Source organism: Thauera butanivorans NBRC 103042 (assembly GCF_001591165.1).
Classification (GTDB): domain Bacteria; phylum Pseudomonadota; class Gammaproteobacteria; order Burkholderiales; family Rhodocyclaceae; genus Thauera; species Thauera butanivorans.
In genome coordinates, this window is sequence record NZ_BCUG01000020.1 from 13,450 (window position 1) to 31,803 (window position 18,354).

An 18,354-nucleotide genomic window follows, 5' to 3' on the forward strand; every position below is an offset into this window, starting at 1 on the left:
GTCAGCGGCCCTCGAACTTCGGCGGCCGCTTCTCGATGAAGGCCGCCATGCCTTCCTTCTGGTCGTGCGAGGCGAACAGCAGGGCGTTGGCGCGCCGCTCCATCGCCAGCGCGGCTTCGAGCGGCGCGTCCATGCCCAGCAGGATGCATTCCTTGATCTGCTCGGCCGCCAGCGGCGGCATCGCGGCGATGCCGCGCGCCAGCTCGATCGCGGTCGGAATCACCTGCGCGTCCGGCACCAGGTCGCTGACCAGGCCGGCGGTCCAGGCTTCGTGCGCGCTGATCGGCCTGCCGGTCAGCGCCATGCGCATCGCCTTGGCCTTGCCCACCGCGCGCACCAGGCGCTGGGTGCCGCCGATGCCGGGCATGATGCCGATGCGGATCTCGGGCTGGCAGAAGCGCGCGCCCTCGCCAGCGACGATGATGTCGGCCAGCATCGCCAGCTCGCAGCCGCCGCCGTAGGCATAGCCGCACACCGCGGCGACCACCGGCTTGGGGCAGTGCTGGATCGGGCCCCACACGCGCTCGGTATGGCGCCGGGTGATCTCGATCGGGCCGGCGCCGGCCATGCTGGTGATGTCGCCGCCGGCGGCGAAGACCTTGTCGCCGCCGGTCAGTACGATGCAGCGCACGCTGTCGTCCGCCGCCAGTTCGGTGAAGCGCCGCGACAGCAGCGCCTGCAGCTCCAGCGACAGCGCGTTGGTGGCCTCGGGGCGGTTCAGGCGCAGCAGCGCGACGCCGCCGTCCAGGCGTTCGAGCAGCAGCGGCGTGGCCGTCTCGGGCGACGGCGGCGTGGCTTCGGCGGTCATGAAGACTCCATGCGGGCTCCCGGCGGCGGCCCTGCGGCCGCCGGGCCCGGAGCGGGGTGGGGGATGGGGCGATTATTCCGCCCGCGGCGCAAGCCGCTCATCGTCCGTTCAGACGACGAACGGCAAGGGGGGCGGGCCTAGACTCGCAGGCATCCAAACGATGCGGAGAAACGGACATGAACACTCAGGCTTTCCCGGCCGCGGCGCTGGATTACCGCGGCAAGGTCGTGCTGGTGACCGGCGGCACCAAGGGCATCGGCGCGGGCATCGCCAGGGGTTTCCTGGCGGCGGGCGCGTCGGTGGTGGTGTGCGGGCGCAACGCGCCCGAGGCGCTGCCCGAAGCGGCCGGCAGGGCGGCCGAATTCATTCCCGTCGACGTGCGCGACGTCGAATCCCTGCAAAGCCTGTTCGCCACCATCCGCGAGCGCCTCGGCCGGCTCGACGTGCTGGTCAACAACGCCGGCGGCGCGCCGTTCGCGCTCGCCGACAAGGCCTCGCCGCGCTTCCATGAAGGCATCATCCGCCTCAACCTGCTCGCGCCGCTCAACGTCGCCCAGCAGGCCAACGCGCTGATGCAGCAACAGGCCGGGGGCGGCGTCGTCATCTTCATCGGCAGCGTCGCCGCCTCGCGCCCGTCGCCCGGCACCGCCGCCTACGGCGCGGCCAAGGCCGGCGTGCTGTCGCTGGCGTCCTCGCTGGCGGTGGAATGGGCGCCCAAGGTGCGCGTGCTCGCGATCAGCCCCGGCCTGGTGCAGACCGAGCAGGCGCACCTGCACTACGGCGACGAAGCCGGCATCGCCGCCGTCGGCGCCACCATCCCCGCCGGCCGCATGGCCACGCCGCAGGACATCGCCGACGCCTGCCTGTACGCCGGCTCGCCGATGGCTGCGTATTTCGCCGGCACCAACCTGCTGCTGCACGGCGGCGGCGAGCGGCCGGCCTTCCTGGCGGCCGCCAACGCGGGGGCGTAGCGGCGAAAATCATTGCGGTTTGGGCAGATGTGACGCAAGTCACCGCGCAAGTCGGAACGTTGTTGGCGCGGATGAAGGGTGAAATGACCCGACAGGCGATGCAGGATGCGGTGGGGCTTGCCCACCGGGAACACTTCCGCAAGACTTATTTGGCGCCCGCGCTGGAACAGGGCGTCATTGAAATGACCCTGCCCGACAAGCCCGACAGCCGCAGCCAGCGTTACCGCCTGACCTCCCTCGGGCAACGCTGGCTGAAAACGGCTCTGTCGCTCAAACACCCTCGAGCCAGCGGCAACCCGTAAAAGCGCCATCTAATCCAGGCAGCCGGTTTTTCGGGCGGCAACCGTCCGCCACCAGTTCGAAGAAGCCAGCCTCGCGCTGGCTTTTTCGTAAGCGCGGACATTCAATCAGAGCTGACATCCAACGACAATGAGGTCGTGTCGCTCCCCAGCGTTCGTGTCTTCATCAGGCTCAGACTCAAACACAACGCCAGCGTGATCAGCCCCAGCAACATGTACCCCACGTTGCTCAGCGCCGCATTCAACCCTTCCAGCGTCGCCTGGCTCATCAGCACATCGGCCGCGAGCCCGGCTTCGGCCAGCTGATTCGCCAACTCGGCCGGCACTTCGCGCGCGCGGCTGCCGGCGGCGCGGGCGAGGCTGTCGACCGTGGCAGGGTCGAGGCCGAGCGGTGCGGCCTGGCGAGCGATTGCGCCGTGCGTGGCATGAGCCAGCGTGGCGCCGAACACCGCCAGCGACAGCGACGAGCCGGTGGGGCTGCCGAGGTCGCGGAACATGCTGAACAGGCCGCTGCCGGCGCCCATGTCCTTTGCCGGCACCGCGCCCAGCGCCAGCTTCATGATCGCCGGGGTGTTGCAGCCGATCGACAGGCCCAGGATGCAGGCGACGACGATGACCATCCACAGCGGCGTCGTGGCATCGATGTTCAGGAACAGCACGGTGCCGGCCAGGCTGGCGAGGATCGCCGCGATGGACAGCACGCGCGGCTCGATGCGGTCGACCAGCCTGCCGGCGATCGGCGAACTGATGAGGCCGCTGCCGTACAGGAACAGCGTGACCAGGCCGAACTGCGCCGCCGTTCCGCCCGGGCGGTTGTTGATGAAGAAGGCCAGCGAATACACGATGCCGCTGGAAAAGATCATGTGCAGCCAGTACACCGCCGACGGCGTGGCGAAGGCGCGGCTGGACAGGATGCCGAGGTCGATGACCGGGTTTTCGGCCTTGCGGCTGTGCCGCCACAGCAGGACCAGGCTACCGATGCCGGTGAACACGATCGCCCAGGTGACGATGGATTCCTTGCCGAAACTGGTCGCCCAGGTGGGCAGCGACAGCAGCGCCGCGATCACCGCGAACAGCAGCATGGCGCCGGTGTAGTCGAAGGCGGCCCGGGTCTTGGATGGTGCGATCTCCGGCACCAGCAGGCGCACCGGCATGAGGCCGATCAGGGTCAGGGCGCCGCTGATCCAATACACGCTGGGCCAGCCCAGACGGTCGATCAGCAGGCCGCCGAGCAGGCCGCCCGAGGTTGCGCCGAACAGCATCGTGAAGGAGAGGATGCCCAGCGCCATCCCGCGCTTGTTGTCCGGAAACAGGTGGGCGGCGTAGGCGAACACGCCGGGCAGGATGCAGGCCGCGCCCAGGCCCTGCACGAAGCGGGCGCCGAGGAAGAACCAGAAATTCGGCGCCCAGGCCGCGGCGAACTCCGAAGCTGCGAACACCAGCATGCCGATGCTGATCACCCGCTTGCGTCCATGCTGGTCGCCCAGCCGGCCCATGACCGGTGCGAACACGGTGAGCGCCAGCGCGTACATGATCAGCACCAGTGCCGCCATGTTGACCGGGATGCCGAAGTGGCGGGTGACGCTGGGCAGCGCGGGGGCCTGGAAGGCGGCGGCCTCGACGGTGATGAAGGTGCCGAACAGCAGGGCGGCGTACACGGCCCAGGCCGTGCGCGCGTCGGTACGTGGTTCCATGCGGGCGTCTCCGGATGCGGCGCATGCGGGGGCGCGCCGCCTTTGTGCGGGGCGGATGGTCGTTTCCGCGAGGCGGAGGCGCATCGTCTGATGAGACTAAATCCTGCCTGGAAAACGCTGTGAATGCCGGGTTCCGGTGTGCTTGTCCATCGTCCGTTCAGACGAAGTGCCGTGCATCGCCCTGGTCTTAGACTCGCCGCAGGTGCTGCGAAAGAGGCGCCGCGCCGTTGCGGCAGCGAGTGCTTCCTTCTCTTTCGGCAGCGGGAACAGGTAGACGCGGGGCAGGCGCGGCAGGGCCTCGCACAACAGCGGGAGACGAACTTGGCTGAACAGGAATGGATGTCCGAAGTGCGTGCCAAGGTGGGTCGCGAGTACGGTCGCGTCTACGCCTGGGACGAGGTCAATGCGCCGATGATCCGGCAGTGGTGCGAGGTGATGGGCATCGACAACCCGCTCTACACCGATGCGGCCCATGCCGCCGCCAGCGAATTCGGCGGCATCGTGGCGCCGCCGGCGATGCTGCAGGCCTGGTGCCTCGAAGGCCTGCACATGAACAACTATGCGCCGGGCTCCACCGACGAGAACCCCTACGAAGTGCTGAAGATGATGGAGGCGCACGGCTACCCCTCGGTGGTGGCGGTGAACTCCGATCTCAGCTTCGAACGCTATCTGAAGCTGGGCGAGAAGCTGTACTACACCACCCGGCTCGATTCGGTCGGCGAGGAAAAGACTACCGCGCTGGGCACCGGCTTCTTCGTCACGCTGATCATGAGCTTCTTCTCGCAGAAGCCCGCGGGCGACGAGAAGGTCGGCCAGCTGCTGTTCCGCGTGTTCAAGTTCCGCCCGGCCAATGTGCCCAAGCCGGCGGAGAAGGGCGCGGCGCCGGCCGTGCCCAAGTACAAGCGGCCGCAGCCCGGCGTCAGCGACGACACCCGCTTCTTCTGGGAGGGTGTGCAGGCCGGCAGGCTGCTGATCCAGCGCTGCACCTGCTGCGGCACGCTGCGCCATCCGCCGGCGCCGGTGTGCATCGACTGCCATTCCTTCGACTGGGACACGGTCGAAGCCTCGGGCAAGGGCGAGATCCATTCCTTCGTCGTCATGCACTACCCGGAAGTGCCGCCGTTCGAGCATCCCAACCCGATCGGCCTCATCGACCTCGACGAAGGCGTGCGCCTGGTCGCTGGCCTGGTGGGCGTCAAGCGCGACGAGATCGGGATCGGCCAGCGCGTGCAGGTCGAGTTCCAGTCCTTCGACGACGGCGAGCTGACGCTGCCGATGTTCCGTCCGGTCGCGGGCTGAGGAGGCGAGCATGGATTTCCAGTTGAGCGAGGACCAGCGCGCGATCGCCGACATGGCCGGCAGCCTGTTCGCCGACCTGTGCACCGACGACCGCCTGCGCGCCTTCGATGCCTCGGACGAAGCTTTCATGGCCGACCTGTGGGGCAAGTGCGTCGAAACCGGCCTGCACGCGCTGGCCATCCCCGAAGAGGCCGGCGGCAGCGGCCTGGGCATGACCGAGCTGATGCTGGTGCTCGAGGCCCAGGGCCGCGGGCTGGGTCAGGTGCCGCTGTGGCGCCACCAACTCGGCGCCGCGGCGCTGGCGCGCTTCGGCGGCGCCGAGGGCGCGGAAATCGCCGCCGCTGCGGCCGAAAGCAAGCAGTTGCTCACGCTGTCACTCGACGGTGCCGCGCGTGCCGAAGGCATCGCGCTGCAGGCGCGGCGCGATGGCGAGGGCTGGCTGCTCGATGGTGTCGTCCGTGCCGTGCCGCTGGGCGCGGAAGTGTGCCGCGCGCTGCTGCTGGCCGCCACCGGCGACGGCCCGCGCGTGGTGTCGGTGGACCTGCGCGCCGATGGCATCGACAAGATCGGCGGTGTGCTCACCCACGGCGAGGCGGTGGCCGATCTGCGCTTCGACGGCTTCAGGCTCGCTGCCGGGGCGATGCTGCCGGAAGCCGCGCTGCCCTGGCTGGAACAACGCGCCATCGCCGCGCTGGCCGCGCTGCAGCTCGGCGTCAGCAGCGAGCAACTGAGCCGCAGCGTCGCCTACATCAATGAGCGCCGCCAGTTCGACCGCGCCATCGCCACTTTCCAGGCGGTGCAGATGGGCATGGCCGACGCCCGCATCGCCATCGAGGCGCTGCGCTCGGTGCTGTGGCAACTGGTGTACCGGCTGGATGCCGGGTTGCCGTCGCCGTCCGAGGCGCTGGCGGTCAAGTATCTCGCCGCCGAATGCGGCCACCTCGTCGGTCACAAGGCGCAGCACGTGCATGGCGGCATCGGCGTCGATCTCACCTATCCGATCCACCGCTACCTGTACTGGAGCCGCGCGCTCGGCATCACGCTGGGCGGCAGCGCCGCCACGCTCGAACGACTCGGCGACTGGCTCGCCAACAACGACAAGCTGGGATGGAAATATGACCTCGAAGAACAGCAAGCGCTTTGACGACGTGCGCCCCGGCGAGGCGCTGCCCGAACTGGCGATCCCAATCACGACGACCCTGATCGCCGCCGGCGCGATCGCCACGCGCGATTACTTTCCCGGCCACCATGACATGGAAGCGGCCCAGCAGCTCGGTTCGCCGCACGTGTTCATGAACATTCTCACCACCAGCGGCCTGGCCCAGCGTTTCGTCGAAGCCTGGGCCGGCCCGGCGGCGCGCTTCAAGGATCTGCGGATCAAGCTCGGCGCGCCCAATTACCCGGGCGACACCATGACCTTCAGCGGCGAAGTCGTCCGCGCCGACGCGGCCAGCCGCGAGGTGGACGTCGCGCTCAAGGGCAAGAACTCGATGGGCAGCCACGTGACCGGCACGGCCACGCTGGTGCTGCCCTGACATGCGGAGAACAGCACACATGACCGACATCTCCATTTCCGGCCGCGCCGCCATCGCCGGCCTGGGCGCGACCGAGTTCTCCAAGAACTCCGGCCGCACCGAACTGCGCCTGGCCATGGAGGCCACGCTGGCCGCGCTCGCCGACGCCGGCATCGACCCGTCCGAGGTCGAAGGCTTTTCCTCCTACACCATGGACAAGGTGCCCGAATACGAAATCGCCCGCCTGCTCGGCTGCAACAACGTCAAGTTCTTCTCCACCGTGCCGCATGGCGGCGGCGCCGCCTGCGCGCCGATCCTGCATGCGGCGATGGCGGTGGCGACCGGCGTGGCCAAGGTCGTGGTGGTGTATCGGGCGATGAACGAACGCTCCTGGTACCGCTTCGGCACCGGCAGCTACGGCTTCGGCTCGACGCCGATCTTCGAGAACGTCAATTACGGCTGGTACATGCCCTTCGGCTTCCACACCCCGGCGGCCTGGGTGGGCATGTTCGCCCGCCGCTACATGCACGCCTACGGCGCCACCAGCGAGGACTTCGGCCGCGTGTCGGTGGCGGTGCGCGATTTCGCCGCCACCAACCCGGCGGCCTTCTTCCACGGCAAGCCGATCACGCTGGAAGAGCACCAGGCTTCCAAATGGATCGCCGAGCCGCTGCGCCTGCTCGACTGTTGCCAGGAATCCGATGGCGCGGTGGCGATGGTCATCACCTCGGCCGAGCGCGCCCGCGACCTGAAGCAGAAGCCGGTGATCATCAAGGCCGGCTCGCAGGGCATCACCACGGGCCAGCAGAGCATGACCTCCTACTACCGCGACGACATCACCGGCCTGCCGGAGATGGGCGTGGTGGCGAAGGAACTGTACGCCCAGTCCGGCCTTGGCCCCGAGGCCTTCCAGACCGCGGTGATCTACGACCACTTCACGCCCTTCGTGCTGCCCCAGCTCGAGGAGTTCGGCTTCGTCAAGCGCGGCGAGGCCAAGGACTTCATCCGCGCCGGCCATCACGCGCGCGGCGGCAGGCTGCCGATCAACACCCATGGCGGCCAGCTCGGCGAGGCTTACATCCACGGCATGAACGGCGTCGCCGAAGGGGTGCGCCAGGTGCGCGGCAGCGCGGCCAACCAGGTCGCCGATGTCGAGAACGTGCTCGTGACCGCCGGCACCGGCGTGCCCACCAGCGGCCTGATCCTCGGCGCGGCCTGAGCAAAGGAGAGCGGACGATGTTCGTTGATCTGACCCCGGAGCAGCACGCCCTTCGCCTGAAGGTGCGCGACTACTTCCAGAACCTGATGACCCCCGAGCTGCGCCAGGAACTGCGCGGCAAGGAAGGGGGCGAGCTGTATCGCAACACCGTCCGCAGGATGGGCGCCGACGGCTGGCTGGCCGTGGGCTGGCCGAAGGAGCACGGCGGCCAGGGCTATGCCGCCACCGAGCAGTTGATCTTCTTCGAGGAAGCCTGCATCGCCGGCGCGCCGCTGCCCTTCGTCACCATCAGCACGGTCGGCCCGGCGCTGATGGAGCATGGCAGCGCGGCGCAGAAGCGCAAGTTCCTGCCCGGCATTGCCGCCGGCGAGATCATCTTCGCCATCGGCTATTCCGAACCCGAGGCCGGCAGCGACCTGGCGACGCTGAAGACGAGCGCGCGGCTGGAGGCCGGGCCGGGGGGCGGCCTGGAAGGCGGCCACTTCGTCGTCAGCGGCAACAAGCTGTGGACCTCGGGCGCCGAGGCGGCCGACTACATCTGGCTGGCGGCGCGCACCGACCCCGAGCGCCCGCGCCACAAGGGCGTGTCGATCCTGATCCTGGACACGACGCTGCCCGGCTTCTCGCACACCGTGATCCCGACCTGCAGCAACCCGACCGCTGCCACCTACTACGACGACGTGCGCGTGCCGGCCGACATGCTGGTCGGCGAACTGCACGGCGGCTGGAAGCTCATCACCGCCCAGCTCAACCACGAGCGCCTCGGCCTGGGGGCGTGGTCGGACAAGGTCGTCGGCCTGTTCCGCCGCGTCTGCCTGTGGGCGAAGGCGGCCGACGAACAAGGGCGGCGCGCGGTCGACAAACCCTGGGTGCGCAGCCTGCTGGCCGAGTGCTACGCGCGGCTCGAGGCGATGCGGCTGATCAATTTCCGCATTGCCGCGAACCTGGAGCGCGGGGCGATGGACGTCGCGCTCGCCTCGGTGACCAAGGTGTATGGTTCGGAGGCGGTGATCGAGATCCTGCGCAAGCTGTCCGAGGTGGTCGGCGCCAACGGCCTCGTGCGCGAAGGCTCGGCGGCGTCCTTCCTGCAGGGCGAGCTGGAATACGAGGTGCGCGCCTCCGTCACCAACACCTTCGGCGGCGGCACCAACGAGATCCAGCGCGAACTGATCGCGCAGTTCGCCCTCGGCATGCCGCGCTCGCGCTGACCAGGTTTCGACACAGGATGAGCAGATGAGCACGATCGAAGATTTCCGCCGCGAGACCCGCGCCTGGCTCGAGGCCAATTGTCCGCCGTCGATGCGTACCCCGATGCCGGAGGGCGAACTGGTGTGGGGCGGCCGCGAGGTCGCGTTCGAGACCGAGGACCAGCGCCTGTGGTTCGCGCGCATGCGCGACAAGGGCTGGTTCTGCCCCGACTGGCCGGTGGCGTACGGCGGTGGCGGGCTCACGCCCGAGCAGACCGCGGTGCTGGAAGCCGAGATGCGGCGGCTGCGCTGCCGCCCGCCGCAGATCAACCTCGGCATCTGGATGCTGGGGCCGGTGATCCTCGAGTTCGGCACCGAAGAGCAGAAGCGTCAACTGTTGCCGCCGATGGCACGCGGCGAGATCCGCTGGTGCCAGGGCTTCTCCGAGCCCAATGCCGGTTCCGACCTCGCCAGCCTCAAGACCGGCGCGGTCGATGCCGGCGATCATTTCGTCGTCAACGGCACCAAGATCTGGACCTCCTACGGCGACAAGTCGGACTGGATGTACATGCTGGTGCGTACCGACCCCGACGCGCCCAAGCAGCAGGGCATCAGCCTGCTGGTGGTGGACATGCGCTCGCCCGGCATCGAGGCGAAGCCGATCGATCTGATCAGCGGCAAGTCCTCCTTCTGCCAGGTGTTCTTCGACGACGTGAAGGTGCCCAAGGGCCAGCTGATCGGTCCGCTCGACGGCGGCTGGACGCTGGCCAAGGCCCTGCTGCAGCACGAGCGCCGGGCGATGTCGAAGTTCGGCGAACTGAGCCTGCCGACGCGCTTCGACCTGCTGTCGATCGTCGGCCGCTACCTGCCGCCGCCGGCCTCGTCCTCGCCGGCCGATGTCGTGCTGCGCCAGCGCGCCTGCGCGATGGCGATGGACGAAATGGCCTACAGCCTCAGCGCCCAGCGCATGGGCGAAGAGATGCGTGCGGGCAGGGACGTGTCCGGCCTGATGTCGATCATGAAGCTGGTGCATTCCGAGCAGGAGAAGGACAAGTTCGAAGTGCTGCTCGACGTGCTCGGCCATCGCGCGCTGGGCTGGGAGGGCGAGGCCTTCGAGGCGCAGGAACTGGCGCTGGCCAGGGCCTGGCTCGGCAGCTTCGCGCAGACCATCGCCGGCGGCTCGTCCGAAGTGCAATTGAACGTGATCGCCAAGCGGGTGCTGGAACTGCCCGAAGGCAATGCCGGCAGGCAAGGCAAGTGAGGAGGCGGGTGCCATGAGTCTGGTTTATTCCGAAGAGCAGCAACTGCTGGCCGACACCGCCGCCGAGTTCCTGATGGCGAAAAGCCCGGTCGCCGCCCAGCGCGCCTTGCGCGATGCCGGGGCGGCCGAAGGTTTCGACGCCGCGCTGTGGCGCGAGATCGTGGACATGGGCTGGAGCGCGATTCCCTTCCCCGAATCGCTCGGCGGCCTGGCCTTCGGCTGCAAGGGCCTGGGCGCGGTGTTCGAGCAGATCGGCCGCAAGCTGTCGGCTTCGCCGCTGCTGTCGAGCGTCGTGCTGGGCGGCGCGGTGATCGAGCTGGCCGGTACCGAGGCGCAGCAGGCGGAATGGATGGCGGCGCTGATCGGCGGCGGCAAGCGCATCGCGCTGGCGGTCGACGAGCAGCCCAGGCACGACCCGGCCGGCATCGCACTGCGCGCCGAAAGCAATGCGGGCGGCTACCTGCTGAACGGCAGCAAGACTTTCGTTGCCGACGGCATCGGCGCCGATGCCTACGTCGTCGCCGCGCGCAGCGCCGGCCGGCCGGGCGAGCGGGCCGGCATCAGCCTGTTCCTGGTGCCGGCCGATGCGCCGGGCCTGCGGATGTCGCCGATGCGGATGCTGGATTCGCGCAACCACGCCGTGCTGGCGCTGGACGGCGTGCAAATCGGTGCCGATGCCTTGCTCGGCGCCGCAGGCGAGGGTTTCGACGTGCTCGACGCCGCGCTCGATCGCGGCCGCGTCTGCCTCGCGGCCGAGCTGCTCGGCGCTTCGCAGGCCCTGCTGGACATGACGGTCGAGTACCTGAAGACGCGCGTGCAGTTCGACGTACCGATCGGCAGCTTCCAGGCCCTGCAGCACCGCGCCGCGTGGTGCCATGCCCACCAGGAACTGGCGCGCAGCGCGGTGATGGCCGGCCTGGCGGCGCTGGACGACCCGGCGCTCGATGGCGCCGCGCGTGCGCGCCTGGCCAGCCTGGCCAAGTGGAAGGCCGGCGACGCCGCCCACCGCATCAGCCGCGAGGCGGTGCAGATGCACGGCGGCATGGGCGTCACCGATGAACTCGACGTCGGCCTGTTCCTGAAGCGCATCCGTGTCGCCCAGGCCTGCCTGGGCGACGGCGACTTCCACGTCCAGCGCTACGGCGAACTCGGTACCGCGGAGGATTGAGGCGAGACACGCCGATGAGCTGGCTTCCGCAAGCCCGGCCGCGTGGCGAACTGCTGGCCCGCCACGGCGAGTCCTTCAAGTGGCTGGTCCTGGCGGTGGTCGGCGTCGGCACGATCGCGGCGGTGCTGGCGACGACCAGTTTCAACGTCGCCGTGCCGGCGCTGGGCATGCACTTCGGCCTCGGCCAGCACCAGGTGCAGTGGGCGATCACCGGCTTCCTCGCCGCGCTCACCGTCGCCATGCTGCCGACGCCGTGGCTGCTCGACCGGATCGGCTTCCGGCGGCTCTTTCTCGGCGCCAACCTGCTGCTCGGCCTTGCCAGTGTCGCCGGCGCGCTGGGCGAGAGCTTCGGCTTCGTCGTCGGCATGCGCATCCTGCAGGGCGTGGCCGCCGGGCTGCTGCAGCCCCTGCCGATGCTGGCGGTGATGCGGCTGTTCCCGGCCGGCAACCAGGGACGGGCGCACGGCATCCTCGCCTTCGGCATCGTGCTGGCACCGGCGGTGGCGCCGGCGCTGGCGGGCATGCTGCTGGACAGCTTCGGCTGGCCGGCGATCTTCCTGATGAGCCTGCCGTTCTGCATCCTCGCCGGTGTGGCCGGGCTGTATCTGCTGCCCAGCCCGGAGCCGGCGGCGCACCAGCCTTTCGACTGGCTCGGCGTCGGCATCCTGTGCGCGGGTTCGCTGCTGGCGATCGACTTCATCGTCAGCCTGCGCAAGCATGGCCTGCTCGACCCCTGGGTGCTGTCCTTGCTCGTGCTGTCGGCGCTGTGCGTCGCGGCTTTCGTCGTCCATGCGCGGCGGGCCGCCGCGCCCATCGTGTCGCTGGATCTGCTCACCGAGCGCAACTTCGCCATGACCGGCGTGGTGACGCTGGTCTATGGCTTCGGCCTCTACGGCTCGACCTACTTGATTCCGGTCTTCCTGCAGAACGCGCTCGGCTACGACGCCACGCTGGCCGGGCTGGCCCTGCTGCCTTCGGGGATCCTGCTGGCGGTGGTGATTCCGCTCGCCGGCGTACTGACCGACCGCCATTCGCCGCGCGCCGTGATGGTGTGGGGGTTGGTGCTGTTCGGCTTCTCCTTCCTGCTGTTCGCCTGGCGCGGCAGCGCGGCGAGCTATGCCGAAGTGATCGCCTTCAGCCTGATCGGCCGCTTCGGCCTGGGCCTGACGATTCCGGCGCTGATGGTCGCGACCATGGCGCGCGTGCCGCCGGTGCGGTTGGGCCAGGCTTCGATGGTCAGCAACTACAACCGCCAGCTCGGCGGCGTGCTCGGCGTGGCGGTGGTCGCGGTGTTCGTCGAATGGCGTTCGGCGGTCCATGGCGCGCTCGAAGGCGGCCTGCACCTTGCCTATGTACAGGCTTTTCTGCTGCTGGCGCTGGTGTTCGGCCTCGCGCTGGCGGTGGCGATGCGCATGGCGCCGCGGCTGCGCTGAAAGACCGGCACCCGGCCAGGGGCGCCCGGCGGAGGGGCCAGCGCGTACCCGGCGTTCAGCGCCAGGCGCGGATCGCCGCGATCGCTTCCGCCGCCGCCGCATCGTGGGCCGGGTCGTTCGGCACGGTCAGCGTGATGCGATCGACCAGGCCGCCGAAGCGCGAGCCCAGGCGCTCGGGCAACTGGTCGTAGCGGCCGGAGACGAGGAAGGTGTCGAGCACTTCGTCGGTGAAGATCGAGGGCATGTCCTTCCAGCGCTTCTCGCGGGTCAGCGCGAGCAGTCGTTCGCCGACGTGCTGCCAGCCGAACAGCTCCAGGCTGGCCCAGTAGGCCGGGGTGGAGAACAGGAAGGCGAGCATGTCGCGGAAGCGTTCGCGCTCGGCGGCGACGGTGGCGTCGTCCGGGCCGGTGGCAACGAACTGGCTGGCGCTGATGAAGGGCCGGGCGAGGGCGGGGTCGCGCTTTTCCACGCCGGCGGCGATCTGCGGCAGGATGATTTCCTTCAGGTAGCGCACCGAGGTGTTGGTGGGGTGGGTGTGCACGCCGTCCGCGCGCTGGCCGACCAGCTCCAGCATCTTGGGGCCGACGGCGCCGAGCATCAGCGGCACGTCGGGGGCATCGATCGGGCCGGGGTTGAAGAAGGGCTGCAGGCGGGTGAACCTGTAGTGCTCGCCGACGTAGTCGAGCGGCCCGCCGCTGCGGAAGGCGTGGAAGATGGCGCGCAGCGAGCCGAGGTATTCGCGCATGCCGGCGGCCGGCGGCAGCCAGCGCGCGGAATAGCGATCCTCGATGTTTTGCTTGATCTGCGTGCCCATGCCGAGCTCGAAGCGGCCGCCGGACATCTTCTGCAGATCCCAGGCGGCGAGCGCGACGTTCATCGGGCTGCGCGGGAAGACGATCAGCACCGAGGTGCCGACCTTGAGCCGGGTGGTGGCCGACAGCGCCTGGCAGGCGAGCAGCAGGCCGTCGTGGATCGCATCGGAAACGAACAGGCCGTCGTAGCCCATGGCTTCGACGCGGCGGGCGAAAGCGCCCATGTCGGCCAGGTTCAGGTTTTCCGGCGTGGAAGCGAAGATCTCGAACATGGAGGCTCCAGGGGAAAGGCGGAGTCGGGGAATGAGGCAGGCGGCCGGGGCGGCAGCGCCGACCCCGGGCGGTGGGAGTGGCGTGATCAGTGCTGGCGGTAGCGGCGCTGCACGTGTTCCTGGCGGATCGCGATCTGGCGGCGGCGTTCTTGCGGCGTGATCGTGCGCGTCGCCGCCGGCAGGTGCCGGCGCACTTCGGCGAGCGGTACTTTCTTCGCCGTCGCCCAGGGGAGCTTGTCCATCGGCTTTTCCGGATAGGCCCAGCGGATCGCCATGTAGCCTTCGGGCTGGCCGGTGGTGTCGAGCCAGTTGGCGATGCCCGGGTCGCGGTGCGAAATCACGCAGCGGTAGACGTTGTCGGCGTCGCGGTGGGCCTGCAGCCCGCTGAGGCTGCTCTGGTAGTTGGCGAAATCGAGCGATTCGCCCCAGATGTTGCCCAGGCTGAAGCCGATGTAGACCGGTTCGACCGGCTGGTGCAGTTCGACCACCAGGGCTTCGTCATCCGCCAGTTCGAACATGCCGCCGCAATAGACGTTGGTGGCCATGCCGCCGGCGGTGGCGAGCGAGGCGGCATTGGGCTTGTTGACGTCGTTGCGCGGCATGAAGCATTTGCCGTCGCCGTTCATGTCGCCGTAGCACTCGCACACCACGGCGTAGAACTCGTTCCAGAAATGTACCTGGTTGCGGGTGAAGCGGCCGATGTCGGCGATTTGCCGGGCCGCGGCCTCGGGCGTGCAGGCCGGCATCGGCTGGCCGAGCAGGTCGTTGCGGTAGATGAAGAGTTCGAGCAGGTCTTCGTTTTCCCAGTCGCAGAACAGTTCGCGCAGCATCACCAGCTGGCTGACGTATTCGCGCGTTTCGCTGACGCCGTCCTTGTTCCTGCGCGTGCGGCTGGCGCGGGTGAGCATGAAGTTGCCTTCGTAGCCGGGCGGCTTTTCCGGCGCCAGCAGGATCTCGAAGCTGCCGTCGGCCTCGACTTTCAGCTCGGTGCAGTCGAGTTCGGCGCAGTTGATGCGCGAGCCCGGCTTCAGCTCCTTGAGGCTGCCGCTTTCGCCCGAATAGCCGCTCGGCGCTTCGAAGATCACGTAGTGCGGCGCCTTGCGCACGCCGGCCGGCGCCTGCCCGCCGCGCCAGGCGCTGGTGTCGCCGGCGCGGCCGCGGATGGTGTAGCTGTGATTGCCGTCGATCGGCGCCATCAGGTAGATGGCGTCGCAGTTGTCGATGGTCGAGCGGTTCAGCGGCTGGATGGCGCGCACGAAGTACGGAAACTCGGGCGTCGGGCCGAGGCAGCGCGAGATCGAGCCGTACAGGAAGCCGAGCACGTAGCGGTAGCCTTCGGCGAGGTTGCGCGGCGTCGCCGGCGGCGGCCACAGCCTGGGGTCGTCGATCGCGTCGCGGGCCTCTTGCAGCTGTCCGATCATGCCGTCCCAGGCCTGGCGCAGCAGCGCGGCGGCGTCGCGGGTGGCGGGGTCGCGGGCTTCGGCGTGGGCCTTGACCTTCTCGAATACGGCGTCGTGCAGCGGATCGGGTTCATGCATGGGCCAGCTCCTTGGATTCTCGTTTGGCCGCCGGGGCGTCGTCGTCCCAGCGGAATCGTTCGAACAGCGGTGCCAGCCGCCGGCGGATTTCGCCGTCGTCCAGACCGAACTCGGCGAGGCTGTAGCGGTGCCCGGTCTCGTGCTTGCGGCTGCGCGCCGCTTCGGCGTCGAGGAAGGCGGCGAAAGCCGGCGTGATGTCGAGGCCGAGGTCGCGATAGACGTCCTCGATGGCCGCCTTCGGGTCGCTGGTGAGGCGCCGGTAGTCGATGACTGCGTAAGGCGTTTCGGGATGGCGCTGCAGCACTTCGAGCGGATATAGATAGGTCTCGTACGACAGGCCGGTCATCACCTCGTTGGAGCTGCGGATGCGTTCCTGCGACAGGTTGCCCTGCAGCTTCCAGCCGACGTTGAGCAGCTTCAGCAGGCTGGGGATGGTTTCGTGGGGATTGCGGTAGAGCACGACGAAGCGCGCATCCGGAAAGGCTTCGAGCAGCGACTCGACGCGGCCGCAGTAGGTCGGGTTCTTGCTGAGGTGGATGCGCCGGCCGCCGTTCAGGTAGAGCTGGCGGCGCACGCATTCCTTGTAGAACTTCATCATGCGGCGGCGGCTGGCGGCGGGGCGCTGGTCGATGTGGAAGAAGTCCAGCTCGCTCATGTAGGGCAGCTTGGTCAGCCAGAAGCCCGAGGCGCAGGAATTGAAGTACATCAGGTCGTCTTCTTCCGGGATCGTCAGCCCCATCTTGTGGATGTGCTGGGTGGGGCCGAACTTGCGTTTCTCCCAGGCCTGCAGCCGGCGCTCGATGCGGCGGCCGAACAGCCCGGCATCGAGCCGGGCCACCAGGCGCACCAGCTTCTTCTGCAGCAGCGAAGGCAGCAGCAGCTCGTAATACTTGAAGGTGGAGAAACGCTCGTCCGCGCCCATCAGGCGGTGGGCCAGCGTGGTGCCGCTGCGCGCGTGGCCGATGATGAACACCGGGCGCTCGACACGGGTGCGCCACAGGCCGGGGAACAGGATGCCGTCGAGGAAGAAGCAGACCGCGGTCACGCCCGCGCGCAGCGGGATGTGCAGCAGCAGGAGCTTGTACAGACCGCGGCGCTGGCGCGGATTGCTTTCCTTGCCGACCAGGCGCAGCAGCTTGAACCAGACGGTGAAATCGAAATAGTACGACAAGCCTGTCTCCTTATTTTCCGGTGTCCGGGCCGGCTTCGCCGGGCATCTTCTTGAGGTAGCGGACGAGCATCGCGTGCAGCTCGTCGACGAAAGCCCGGCTCAGGATCAGCTCGGGGTTGCGGTCCAGCGTGGCGTGGATCGTGCCTTCGAGCGTGCTGGCCACCATCTGCGCTGCCAGCCCGAAGTCCCGCACGCGCAGCGCGTCGCGATGGGCTTCGAGCGCCGACGGCAGCCATTCGGCGGTGCTGGGCTTGTTGGGGTACTTCCGCCGCGAATAGGCCTCGAAGTCGTATTTCCAGTGGATTTCGAGGTAGAAGTCCTGCAGTTGCAGGTACAGCCGGCGGTGGCGGGCGACCTGCTCCTCGACGAAGAAGCCGAGCGTGGCGTCGAGCGAAGCCTTGGCCAGCGCGATCGCCTGGCGGTCGAGGCGCCTGATCTCGTCGAGCTCGGAGGTCAGCAGCTCGTTGCAGATGTCGGCGGCGATCGCATGCTTGTCGGCGTAGTACTGGTACAGGCTGCCGATGCTGATGCCGGCGACTTCGGCGATGCGGTTGGTCGTCAGCCGCGCGTGGCCTTCGTTCTTCAGAATGCGGAGCGTCGCTTCCCGGATCGCCGCCAGCGTGGCGGCGGCGCGCGATTGGGTCGGGCTGCGGCGAAGGGGGGAAGGGTTCGAAACCATGGCTTTTCCTGCTGGCGGATGCCGTCCATTTGAGCAAACGGCCGCCGGGCTGGCTACTCGCATTCGGACTAGGAATTGGTACGGCTCTGCTGGAATAAATCGCTTGCAAACAGGGGCTTGCGGAAGGCGATGGGTTGCGGTTCGCATAAACCGAGCAAAGCTCGGTTTTCAGGCGCCGGGCGGGGCTGGAGGCTCCGCCCGGCGCCGTCCTCATGCGGCGTCCGCCGTGCCCCAGGCGGCGAAATGCGGATTGGCGAAATCCGCCTTGCCGTAGCGCAGCGGACTGCCGCCCAGTTCATGCACGCAGCCGCCGGCGGCGCGCAGTACGGCATCGCCGGCGGCGATGTCCCATTCCATGGTGCGGCCCAGGCGCGGATAGACGTCGGCTTCGCCGGCGGCCACCAGGCACAGCTTCAGCGAGGAGCCGGCATTGGTCTGGCGGGCGACCTCGCGGCCGTCGAGGAAGGCGGCCAGCGCATCGGCGTCGCCGTGCGAGCGGCTGGCGACGACCGTCAGCCCTTCGGCAGGCGGCCTGCGGGTGCTGATCGGGCGGCGCAGGCCCTTGTCCTCGACGAAGGCGCCCAGCCCGGCAGCGCCGGCGAACAGGCGGTCGAGCGCGGGCGCGAAGACGACGCCGAGCACCGGCCGGCCGTGTTCGACGAGCGCGATGTTGACGGTGAATTCGCCATTGCGGTTGATGAATTCCTTGGTGCCGTCCAGCGGATCGACGAGCCAGAAGCGTTCGCCCACTGCCGGAATGCGGCCGGCGGCGGCCTCTTCTTCCGACACGGCCGGAATGTCCGGCGCCAGGCGCGCGAGTGCGGGCAGGATCAGCGCCTCGGCGCGCTCATCCGCCTCGGTGACGGGCGAGGCGTCGTCCTTGCCGCGCACGGCGAAGTCGGTGGCGTAGATCCGCATGATGGCGTCGCCGGCGGCGCGGGCGACGGGCAGCAGGGCGTCGAGCAGGGTGGAATGGTCGGGTGGTCGGGCCATGGTCTTTCCTCGGGTGTCGGGGCCGCCCCGCGGCGG

General features: G+C 68.8%; 17 protein-coding genes. 10 read left to right on the forward strand and 7 right to left on the reverse strand.

Annotation, left to right across the window (positions count from 1 at the left end):
• Window position 1: 1 nt before the first annotated feature.
• Window positions 2-808, reverse strand: a complete 807-nt coding sequence (locus TBU01S_RS09715) for an enoyl-CoA hydratase (RefSeq protein ID WP_068636445.1) — start codon at window positions 806-808, stop codon at window positions 2-4.
• 176 nt (window positions 809-984) lie between these two features.
• On the opposite strand from TBU01S_RS09715, the gene TBU01S_RS09720 reads away from it, so the two are divergent.
• Together TBU01S_RS09720 and TBU01S_RS09725 are read left to right on the forward strand one after the other, a co-directional pair.
• The gene (locus TBU01S_RS09720) at window positions 985-1,779 is read left to right on the forward strand and encodes an SDR family oxidoreductase (protein WP_068636446.1); all 795 of its coding nucleotides are present in this window, start codon (window positions 985-987) and stop codon (window positions 1,777-1,779) included.
• A 29-nt stretch (window positions 1,780-1,808) separates the two neighbouring features.
• Window positions 1,809-2,081: a Fic family protein gene (locus TBU01S_RS09725; RefSeq protein ID WP_157659121.1), complete on the forward strand. Its 273-nt coding sequence runs from the start codon at window positions 1,809-1,811 to the stop codon at window positions 2,079-2,081.
• Window positions 2,082-2,182: 101 nt separating this feature from the next.
• Here the strand turns inward: TBU01S_RS09725 and TBU01S_RS09730 are convergent, their stop codons facing one another.
• Entirely contained in the window at window positions 2,183-3,772 is a 1,590-nt protein-coding gene (locus TBU01S_RS09730; RefSeq protein WP_068636448.1) for an MFS transporter, read from the reverse strand.
• A gap of 321 nt (window positions 3,773-4,093) precedes the next feature.
• Here TBU01S_RS09730 and TBU01S_RS09735 point away from each other — a divergent pair, with 321 nt between their 5' ends.
• From TBU01S_RS09735 to TBU01S_RS09770, 8 genes are read left to right on the forward strand one after another with little or no spacing between them, the layout of a single operon-like run.
• Window positions 4,094-5,071 carry an OB-fold domain-containing protein gene (locus TBU01S_RS09735; protein WP_068636449.1) on the forward strand — a complete coding sequence of 326 codons (978 nt, stop codon included), beginning with the start codon at window positions 4,094-4,096 and terminating at the stop codon, window positions 5,069-5,071.
• A gap of 10 nt (window positions 5,072-5,081) precedes the next feature.
• Window positions 5,082-6,215 carry an acyl-CoA dehydrogenase family protein gene (locus TBU01S_RS09740; protein ID WP_068636450.1) on the forward strand — a complete coding sequence of 378 codons (1,134 nt, stop codon included), beginning with the start codon at window positions 5,082-5,084 and terminating at the stop codon, window positions 6,213-6,215.
• Window positions 6,187-6,606 (forward strand): MaoC family dehydratase, encoded by a 420-nt coding sequence (locus TBU01S_RS09745; RefSeq protein ID WP_068636451.1) that lies wholly within the window; start codon window positions 6,187-6,189, stop codon window positions 6,604-6,606. Before TBU01S_RS09740 ends, TBU01S_RS09745 begins: the two co-directional genes overlap by 29 nt.
• A 19-nt stretch (window positions 6,607-6,625) precedes the next feature.
• Window positions 6,626-7,804: a lipid-transfer protein gene (locus tag TBU01S_RS09750; protein WP_068636452.1), complete on the forward strand. Its 1,179-nt coding sequence runs from the start codon at window positions 6,626-6,628 to the stop codon at window positions 7,802-7,804.
• Between the two features lie 17 nt (window positions 7,805-7,821).
• Window positions 7,822-9,012, forward strand: a complete 1,191-nt coding sequence (locus TBU01S_RS09755; protein ID WP_068636453.1) for an acyl-CoA dehydrogenase family protein — start codon at window positions 7,822-7,824, stop codon at window positions 9,010-9,012.
• Window positions 9,013-9,037: 25 nt separating this feature from the next.
• Complete coding sequence (locus tag TBU01S_RS09760; protein WP_068636454.1) at window positions 9,038-10,252, forward strand: acyl-CoA dehydrogenase family protein; 1,215 nt, start codon at window positions 9,038-9,040, stop codon at window positions 10,250-10,252.
• Between the two features lie 13 nt (window positions 10,253-10,265).
• Window positions 10,266-11,420: an acyl-CoA dehydrogenase family protein gene (locus TBU01S_RS09765; RefSeq protein WP_068636455.1), complete on the forward strand. Its 1,155-nt coding sequence runs from the start codon at window positions 10,266-10,268 to the stop codon at window positions 11,418-11,420.
• A gap of 14 nt (window positions 11,421-11,434) precedes the next feature.
• Complete coding sequence (locus tag TBU01S_RS09770) at window positions 11,435-12,853, forward strand: DHA2 family efflux MFS transporter permease subunit (RefSeq protein ID WP_068636456.1); 1,419 nt, start codon at window positions 11,435-11,437, stop codon at window positions 12,851-12,853.
• A gap of 55 nt (window positions 12,854-12,908) precedes the next feature.
• Here the strand turns inward: TBU01S_RS09770 and TBU01S_RS09775 are convergent, their stop codons facing one another.
• The 5 genes from TBU01S_RS09775 to cysQ all read right to left on the reverse strand — a co-directional run bounded on the left by TBU01S_RS09775 (window position 12,909) and on the right by cysQ (window position 18,318).
• On the reverse strand, window positions 12,909-13,937 hold the full coding sequence (locus tag TBU01S_RS09775) for a TIGR03617 family F420-dependent LLM class oxidoreductase (RefSeq protein WP_068636457.1): 1,029 nt from the start codon (window positions 13,935-13,937) through the stop codon (window positions 12,909-12,911).
• Window positions 13,938-14,023: 86 nt separating this feature from the next.
• Window positions 14,024-15,475: a UBA domain-containing protein gene (locus TBU01S_RS09780; protein WP_068636458.1), complete on the reverse strand. Its 1,452-nt coding sequence runs from the start codon at window positions 15,473-15,475 to the stop codon at window positions 14,024-14,026.
• A complete protein-coding gene (locus tag TBU01S_RS09785; RefSeq protein ID WP_068636459.1) occupies window positions 15,468-16,646 on the reverse strand; it encodes a sulfotransferase family protein in 1,179 nt (392 codons plus the stop codon). Before TBU01S_RS09785 ends, TBU01S_RS09780 begins: the two co-directional genes overlap by 8 nt.
• A 10-nt stretch (window positions 16,647-16,656) precedes the next feature.
• Window positions 16,657-17,325: a TetR/AcrR family transcriptional regulator gene (locus TBU01S_RS09790; protein ID WP_068636460.1), complete on the reverse strand. Its 669-nt coding sequence runs from the start codon at window positions 17,323-17,325 to the stop codon at window positions 16,657-16,659.
• Between the two features lie 210 nt (window positions 17,326-17,535).
• Window positions 17,536-18,318 (reverse strand): 3'(2'),5'-bisphosphate nucleotidase CysQ, encoded by a 783-nt coding sequence (cysQ, locus tag TBU01S_RS09795; protein ID WP_068636461.1) that lies wholly within the window; start codon window positions 18,316-18,318, stop codon window positions 17,536-17,538.
• Window positions 18,319-18,354 lie beyond the last annotated feature (36 nt).